Below are 7,745 nucleotides of genomic sequence, written 5' to 3' on the forward strand. Positions count from 1 at the left end.
TAGATGCGAGTTGACGGGTGCTGCACGACGGCAAGACCTACGATGTTGAGACAGTGCTACCTGGGCCACGCAGACCTACATGGACTTGGTGTGCAAATTGGTTGAGTAGCTTTTTGGGTATTTTATAGACATTCAAAGGATATCCTTTTAGCATTCTTTGAAACTTCAAATGGATGCTAAATGATAGTCACTATCGGACACACAAAAGGCGGAGTAGGCAAGACGGTCGTTACCGTTAACTTGGCTGCCGCTTTGGCACTGCAAGGCAAATCTGTCTATTTGGTTGACGGTGACAGACAAGCCTCCAGCTTCTACGCGATGCAAGCCCGTCGCCAAGAAGAAATTGATCCGACCATTGACTACGACAACGAGCCAGACGGCAAGAAGCTAGCCGCCCTCGTGCAGTCCAAAGCAAAGAATTACGACCATGTGCTGATCGATGTTGGCGGGCGTGATTCGTCTGCATTGCGCGCTGCCCTAGTCGTGTCAGACCTACTGCTGATCCCGTTTGCCCCACGCTCCCTAGATGTATGGGCGATGGCAGACATAGACGAGCTGATTAACGAGGCCCGCAAGATCAACCCAAAGCTGAAAGCCAAGGCTGTCATTAACGGCGCAGACGCTGTAGGGAACGATAACAAGGCCGCAGTAGACGTAGTGGCTCAATACCCCAATATCGAATACCTGGACGCCCCCATAGGCCGGCGCAAGTCGTTTGCCTCGTCCATTGGCTACGGGCAATCAGTGTTGGAGCACAAGCCCAAAGACCGAAAGGCAATAGCCGAAGTCACAAAGCTTTTAAATATCTTTTTTGCATGATTTGAATATCTATTGAACATCTATTGAATATCTGGAGAATATCCTATGAATGTCACAGCACGACCAAGCGCCGCCGCCTTTATTGGAGGTGGGCCAGATTCAAAACACACTGAGGAAAGCGAAGAAATCAAGCAGATCACGTTGAAGCTGCCTGTGCGTCTGCTGGAGCAGATAGACACCTCCGCCAAGAGCAAGAACATTAGCCGCGCCGCCTACATCAAGATGGTGATGAGCGAGGCTGTGCAGAAGTAACTACACAAGGAGTAATAATGAGGATGTTAGAAAGCGGAAAAGCTGCAATTGCGCGCAATTTGCGCGAGCAAGCAGAAGGCCCTGTTCTGATGATTAGTTTGGCCGCAATCCATGGTTTGGGAGAACTTGGAGGGCCGGAGGCAATTAGCCAAATTGAGGAGCTAATAGAAATGCACAGCAACGTCCCTGCAAAGTTGGACGCACTTTTACGCGCATATGGGCGCGCAGGGCGTCATCTAGACGCCTAAAGCAAGGTGGGCCGTCGAGAGTACAAGTCACGACAGCCCTATTCAAAACCTAGCCAGCACCTGGCCAAGCTCCAGGACGAGTTGGCCAAGCAGTAATCACGCTGGGACTGGAGGACATTTTCCCTAGAAAAACAATGGTTTCTAGTGTAACAACTGGATGTAAACACACGCTGTATATGAGCTTTATTTGTACAGTAGTGTGTGGTACTATCTGTTCATCAGTGAACCTCAGCACTGGACGTTAGAGCCTTTTAGCTCTGACTCTTAGCCCGAAAGGGCAGCGCTGGGGAGCGCACGAGAGTTAGGACTAAAAGGTTTTTTGTTGGAGCGCTGACCGAAGTTTGCAGCGCATCAAGTGGGACTCAGAACCCAGCCGCTCAGATCCTCCTAGCCTTGTCTGATTGGGCACTGTAAGACCGCTACAAAATGCCGCCGTAGCAGTGCTGAGAGACAACGGGGTAACCTTCACAAGTCAACGCCAAAAGAGTGATCCGCAAGGAATGCAGCAACGGCGAGAAGGGGCGCATACAGGCGCGTAATGCTGCAAGCTGCCACGCTGTAATGATGGCAGTCCGATAAAGTCCGAAGGCTCGTCCGCACTGGGTGTCCAAGGAGTCGGTAAACGCTAAGATGCTTTTTTGAAGCGTCTTAGGTGAGTGTTTGCCGATTTGCAGAACCGAGGTCTGAACCGCTTGGGTATTCCTACCCTGTAGCAAGTACAGTTAACAGCGAAAAGAGAGAGATTTAAGGGTGAAAAGAGGTCGGGGCGCCAAACGGCGCTTTTTTTGCGCCTGAAAACAACTCGTTTTAGCGAGCAGGTCTCCAAAAAACAAATTTTCGCGCTTCGCTCTAGGCTGGCGAAATTGGGCCGCAGAGGCCATTAAGACAACCTGTTGCACAGTTGGCGAATGTGTACGGGAAGGGCCGCCCGGTATAGGGCTGAGACGTTGGCCGCGATTCCGAAACACTAAGTACATGTTTAAGGAGTCAGCCATGAAGAAAAACCTATACCGCCTGTTTCGCCTGGTCGTTATCGGCGTGTTCGCCTTGACAGCCTACTCGCTGTCGCCTGGCGCCAAGACGATGCACCTAGACATGCCAGGCATCGTCACGATTCAGACCAAGTAACGGACGGTCAATCGAATGGTTCATCGACCGGTGCATCGTTCGATCAGCCTGGCGTAACACCGCTCGGTGTGCTGGGCCCGGCCAACAAAAAAGCGCCCCTAATGGGTCGCTCGTCTGCTATAGTTCTCGCATCAATGGCACATGGTTTGCCGCGCTTCTGGTGCAACACCCGGAAAAAAGAAAAGCCCACCACTTGGAACTGGTAGGCTTTTCCGCAAAGCGAACCATACTCGGGAATGGCCGTTGCGTTGGGCTCAATTTTGCCACGACTACGAAACCGCACGCAAGCAATAGGCGTAGTCATATGCAGACAATCCTCCGCAATCTCATTCCGCACTGCTGGTGTTACGCGTCGACGCGCCTGGTGATGGACGACTTCTTAACCATCCGCGTTCCCGATTCGCACCTACGCAGGCCATAGCGCGCAAGGAATGGGATTGCTGGATAGCGCGCACCCAGAGCCACAAGGCAGGACGGGCCAGCAGCGGTGATAGTGCCGTGAACCTGCTAACTGCACCCAGCTATCTACTGGTGCAGGCCGTAAAGCGACCGACGACCGACCGACGGTAACTAGGCCAAGGGCAAAACTCACGACCATCGTGGGTAGGGCGAGCCTTGGCCGCTTCCCTCCCTCCTCACTCCCTCCGGTAACTCGCCAATGGCGGTAAGAAGTCGGGCTTTCTCCCTGGACTGTCAAGGGGCAGTCTTGAAATCTGGCCCTCATCAAGCGCGGTCAACACCCCGCAACCTGAGCAACACCATCGGCAGAAAGAATCCGGCTAAGAACCCCCTCCAGCTGGAAGGATGGGGGTTTTGTTTTGGCGTGCTGTGGCTGTGTTTCGCACACCCTCTAGTGTTTGCTCGGAGGTTGTTGTGAAGCCAGACTACATGCATGAATACCGCAACGCTTTACACCCTGGCGATCCTGTTTGGCCTTGGCCTGCTGATCTGTTTGATTCTTGGCCGCATTGCTATGCGAGAGCTGAGGAAGAACATCTCGTTCAAGTTCTCGCTGTGGTCTTTGGAGTTTGATGCCAGAGATGCACCAGAACGTCAAAAACAGCCGCCGCCTTAACGAGCGATAACTGGAATTTATCGGTAGTTATAGCCGTGCGAGCAGCTCCTTGCGCTGCTCCCACGACGCTCTCTCCATATCCGTCCAGCAAGCATCCAGCTCACACTGGACAAGCGCCAAGAGCTGTTCGCGCCGGCTGGGCTCCTCTGCACGGTAGCTTGGGGGCGCGTTCAGAAACCACTCTACTGCTTCGACCAAAGACATCGCTGTTCCTTTCGTTTTGAAAAGAAAATGATGGCGTCACGACAGACGCGGCGGGTATCGTGAGAGCCCTTTTTATTGCTCGCAGGAACAGGCTAGCCAGGCACTGGCTGGGCTGGTCGAAGCACCGCGCTCGATCAGGGATAGGGAGTACGTCCTTACGGCGCTAACCCGCCACATTTCTTGACATGAGTGATGTGGTGGCAGGCGCAAGCGGTCTTCAATGCACCTTTGAGAACGCTGCGCCTCAATCAAAATTAGGTTGCTAACTCTTACTATGATGCATATATGCATCATAGTATGACATACTTTCCTATTCTTGGCAAGTACTTATGCCTTCATAAATCATTGATAAATTTAAGGTTTTCAGAGAAATTTTTTAAAAAACGTGCTATGCTTACATGCATATATGCATGTAAGCACAGATTAATGGTAACGCGCATTCAAATCGCTAAGCCCGATATCGTTTCGGAGTTCAGTCAGCACGGCCCGTTGTTCCGACCGCGTGAGCTGTCGTCGATCTTCGAAGCGAAGCGTGATTTTTGGCGACTTGGAAAGAGCATGACGCTCACCGCATTCACGCGATTCATGCTTGATAAGACTGACCTTCGACACGTCAGATACGAATTTCCGAATCGGGCGGTATCGGGCTTTACATGGGGTGATGTGCCCACTCTTGAAGTGGTTCTAGGGTTGGTCGATGGTTCGTACCTTAGTCACTTCACTGCAATGCGGATTCATGGGCTGACGGAGCAACTACCCAAAACGATCTACGTTTCGAAAGAAAAGCCAGAAGGCTCGTCGATGAGAATCGATGACGAGCCATTTGAGCAAGATGCGATTGATGCAGCGTTTAATCTCCAGCCGCGAATTTCGCAAAATGAGATTACTTTGCCAGATGGCAAAGGACGGTTAATGATGTTGGAGAGCGCCTATCATGCGGGCGTTGGCATCACATCTGGCGCTATCAATTGGGGGGGGGGGCGACCTCTCAATCTCAGATACACGAATCTTGAGCGAACTCTCATCGATGTAGTGGTGAGACCTTTTTACGCAGGAGGTGTCTTCGAAGTGGCCAAGGCATTCGAGAACGCCCGAGGCGAACTATCTGGTAACGCAATGCTGGCAATGCTCAAACGGATGAACTTTGGCTATCCCTATCACCAGGCAATCGGCTACTACCTTGATCGAAGTGGGTACAAGTCCTCCGTTGTGGACCTATACCGTAGGTTGCCAATGGAGCGGGACTTTTACCTCTCGCACGGAATGGAGCGAACGCGCTATATCACTCGATGGAGGCTACATGTCCCAGAAGGATTCGAGCTTTGAGACCTCAGCAGTAACGAAGTCGAAGTAGAAATCGAAATCCTTGATGTCCACGCCTGCATGCATGGTTGCAGTTACAGCTGGAAATCCGAGTCGATGGAGTTCACGGACGGCTGGGGAACTTATTTCTTCAAGATAGCGGAGTGGAACATGCTTAGCTTTGAAGATTTCGGTAAGCATGAAGATGGCGCTTTCAGATGTGATGTCCAGATCGAACATTCTCACAAGAGTCTCAATATCAACAAAGTCTCTCGCACGTTCAGTGCCTGACCTCGAACGCTGTATCACCTGTCCATAGTCTGGCATCTGCTGACAAATGGCGCGGAGCTTTTCACACACAATCATCATTGGGGAGTACACATAGATCATGTACCCATCAAGGTCGTGCGGCTCTTTGTCGTCGATGTATTCATGTCGACTGATATCGATTGTGAATTTAGAGCCTTCGCCTAGCTTGATAGCTTCACGTCGCATTTGCTCCAAGTCCTCGTTAAGATATCCGGCTCTAGCTTGTGAGATTAGTTTGAATTCGACCATGTAGCCCCCCCAGAATGTAGCCAGCGCGTCAGGCATTTTGCCTGGCTTGACCCTGAGGTGAATGTCGAACGCATGGTAACCCAGGCTCAGGAAAGTGCGCTGCAGAGCCTTTTCCAGCTTCGGTAGCGCCGCCTCATGGTCCAGGTCGGCCTTCATTGAGAAGTCCAGGTCCACCGAAGAGCGTGAGCTCACCTTGTGAACCAAGTCCATTGCATTACCGCCCTTGAGGACCAGGATGTCCATCAAGTCGTCGTCAGCGAACATAGCAACTACAGCTGCTCTTTTGATAGCGTTGAGACCTGTCTCATCAAGTACCTCTGCAGGAACGCCATTATTTTTTGTCATTAGATACTCCAAAAAGTTTTAGACTATTATCAGGCAGTTTGATAAAAAATTATTAAAATAAGCTTTTTTTTTAGAAATCGTTATCAGTACTGATTTTTAGAATCATTTGATAAGGCTAAAGTCAAGATGAAGATCGTAATTAGAAAATTAACTAGGCGCTATGCACCGCGCTGATCGGAGCTGATCTTGGAAGGCAGAAGTATCGAGGTGGAGAAGATCGGGCCGCACTGGAGCGGCATGACGCTCTACAAATTCAAAAAACTGCACGGTTTTTTGCTGTCTGAACTGCAGCAGCAGGCCTACTATGACGTGCTGCCATTTCTGAGGCATAGATTCAAAGATTCTTCAAACTCGGAAAAGGCATGACCGGTTCGCAGAATCGAATCGCGATAGAGCCTGCTGATAGCTTCCGCGGAGGCTCCAGTTTCGCGAGCGCAGCGCCATATCAGACGGGGCGAAGTTTCCAGAAAAATAGCCGCAAGAATGTCGTTTGCCGCCTGGCTGGATGCAGAAAAGCATCCGCTTTTTAGCGAATCAATAACGTCCGTTTCAGACACGATTGGCCCATAGGGGGCGTTCAAGTGCGTTGCGATTAAAGCTGCTGCAGTCATAGACAACCTAGCTAGGGGGTGTAGCCGTCATCACGATCTGGAGCCCGCTCGATAGGCTCAGGACCTTTGCCTAGCTGGGCGAAGTCGATGCCGGTGCAAGACTCCAGCTCGAAATGAAGCGCGGCGCGATCGTGCAGCTTGTCGTGAAGATCTTTGAGCGCAGCTTCATTCCCGCGGACATACATCTGTTTCAATGCCATGTGGTGGGCCTGTAGGGCTCCACCATGCGCTATAAATGCGCCTCTTATCGCATGGTACATGTCACGGCTAGAAAGTTCGCTATGAGCTGTTTTAAGGGGTCCCTGAGCGATTTCGGCATTGAACTCACGTTCTTGGTCAATCTGACCGTTTAAAGCCTCATTCTGCAGCTCTGATCGTTCCAAATCGATCTTGGCCAGCCTCTGGGCTTCGGCCTGAGCACGATACTGCCGATGCGGAACATGGGGGCGCCCTCTTTTACCCTCTCGCTCTTTGAGAGTTGAGCCGCGCTGCATGCCCATCACCTCGGCAGTCATGTCTTGCACTTTGCCGAGCTGAGCCCGCTCGAGCTTGATGACTCGCCCGTCAATGCCTAGCCTGTCGACCAGGACATGAGCATGTTTGTTGTAGACAGGCAGGCCTTCCTCGTTGATGTACCCCTCGTCCTGGTGCACCGTGATATTCAGGACTTTGTGGCCAGTGAGCTTTTGATAGGCCCTGGCCCAGTTGTTCAATCGCTTGCGAGCAACTGCCTCAAAGCGAGACGGATCGTCCACATCGGGCAGCACCATCACGCCATCCCAGAGTGGAGAGCTACCCCGGGCCTTAGCCTGGCCAGTCATTCGAACCTTGGCTGCATGGAAGTGCTGCTCCACCAGGTCAAACGGCATGCTGCCTTCTACGGTGAAGTTTGGCAGGCGATGCTCGGCAGGCAGCAGGTACTTGGGTTCGTGCAGCTCAGTTCGGCCCAAGTGACTGGCTTCAAACGCGATGTTGTGCACCTGTTCGAAATGGATGCTCGACTTCTTCATACCTCTCCCGCGACTTGTCGCGCACACAACGAAGATTGGAGTAGCGCAGCGAACTCCAGAATCTTCGGTAGTGTGCACACTACCGAAGATTCAAGCAAGCTTGATCTTCGGGTGTGCGCGACAAGTCGCGGGGGCGATGTCCGAGGTAACCCATGGACTATGCAGCAAGCATGGGTGCGCAGCTGTACCTCAG

The 7,745-nt window shown here is 51.9% G+C and carries 8 protein-coding genes; 6 read left to right on the forward strand and 2 right to left on the reverse strand.

Annotated elements, in window-relative coordinates; translation table 11 throughout:
* Window positions 1–180 precede the first annotated feature (180 nt).
* From ACPEE1_RS22505 to ACPEE1_RS22525, 5 genes are all read left to right on the forward strand, one after another.
* Complete coding sequence (locus tag ACPEE1_RS22505) at window positions 181–819, forward strand: AAA family ATPase (protein ID WP_423936525.1); 639 nt, start codon at window positions 181–183, stop codon at window positions 817–819.
* Between the two features lie 45 nt (window positions 820–864).
* Window positions 865–1,071, forward strand: a complete 207-nt coding sequence (locus ACPEE1_RS22510) for a CopG family antitoxin (RefSeq protein ID WP_423936527.1) — start codon at window positions 865–867, stop codon at window positions 1,069–1,071.
* Between the two features lie 1,241 nt (window positions 1,072–2,312).
* A complete protein-coding gene (locus ACPEE1_RS22515) occupies window positions 2,313–2,447 on the forward strand; it encodes a hypothetical protein (RefSeq protein WP_423936529.1) in 135 nt (44 codons plus the stop codon).
* Window positions 2,448–3,339: 892 nt separating this feature from the next.
* Entirely contained in the window at window positions 3,340–3,522 is a 183-nt protein-coding gene (locus tag ACPEE1_RS22520; RefSeq protein WP_423936531.1) for a hypothetical protein, read from the forward strand.
* A gap of 630 nt (window positions 3,523–4,152) precedes the next feature.
* Complete coding sequence (locus ACPEE1_RS22525) at window positions 4,153–5,052, forward strand: hypothetical protein (protein WP_423936517.1); 900 nt, start codon at window positions 4,153–4,155, stop codon at window positions 5,050–5,052.
* On the opposite strand, the gene ACPEE1_RS22530 is transcribed toward ACPEE1_RS22525, so the two are convergent.
* Window positions 5,023–5,931, reverse strand: a complete 909-nt coding sequence (locus ACPEE1_RS22530; RefSeq protein ID WP_423936519.1) for a nucleotidyl transferase AbiEii/AbiGii toxin family protein — start codon at window positions 5,929–5,931, stop codon at window positions 5,023–5,025. The two genes, ACPEE1_RS22525 and ACPEE1_RS22530, sit on opposite strands and share 30 nt — an antisense overlap.
* 186 nt (window positions 5,932–6,117) lie before the next feature.
* Between ACPEE1_RS22530 and ACPEE1_RS22535 the strand changes: the two genes are divergently transcribed.
* The gene (locus ACPEE1_RS22535) at window positions 6,118–6,297 is read left to right on the forward strand and encodes a hypothetical protein (RefSeq protein ID WP_423936521.1); all 180 of its coding nucleotides are present in this window, start codon (window positions 6,118–6,120) and stop codon (window positions 6,295–6,297) included.
* 256 nt (window positions 6,298–6,553) lie between these two features.
* Here the strand turns inward: ACPEE1_RS22535 and ACPEE1_RS22540 are convergent, their stop codons facing one another.
* A complete protein-coding gene (locus tag ACPEE1_RS22540; protein WP_423936523.1) occupies window positions 6,554–7,552 on the reverse strand; it encodes a hypothetical protein in 999 nt (332 codons plus the stop codon).
* Window positions 7,553–7,745 lie beyond the last annotated feature (193 nt).

It is taken from the genome of Comamonas sp. 23 (assembly GCF_049601575.1).
Taxonomy (GTDB): domain Bacteria; phylum Pseudomonadota; class Gammaproteobacteria; order Burkholderiales; family Burkholderiaceae_C; genus Comamonas; species Comamonas squillarum.

Coding starts and splice junctions, on each gene's coding strand:
- ACPEE1_RS22505 (WP_423936525.1), top strand. CDS start 181: ATGATAGTCACTATCGGACACACAAAAGGCGGAGTAGGCAAGACGGTC.
- ACPEE1_RS22510 (WP_423936527.1), top strand. CDS start 865: ATGAATGTCACAGCACGACCAAGCGCCGCCGCCTTTATTGGAGGTGGG.
- ACPEE1_RS22515 (WP_423936529.1), top strand. CDS start 2,313: ATGAAGAAAAACCTATACCGCCTGTTTCGCCTGGTCGTTATCGGCGTG.
- ACPEE1_RS22520 (WP_423936531.1), top strand. CDS start 3,340: ATGAATACCGCAACGCTTTACACCCTGGCGATCCTGTTTGGCCTTGGC.
- ACPEE1_RS22525 (WP_423936517.1), top strand. CDS start 4,153: ATGGTAACGCGCATTCAAATCGCTAAGCCCGATATCGTTTCGGAGTTC.
- ACPEE1_RS22530 (WP_423936519.1), bottom strand. CDS start 5,931: ATGACAAAAAATAATGGCGTTCCTGCAGAGGTACTTGATGAGACAGGT.
- ACPEE1_RS22540 (WP_423936523.1), bottom strand. CDS start 7,552: ATGAAGAAGTCGAGCATCCATTTCGAACAGGTGCACAACATCGCGTTT.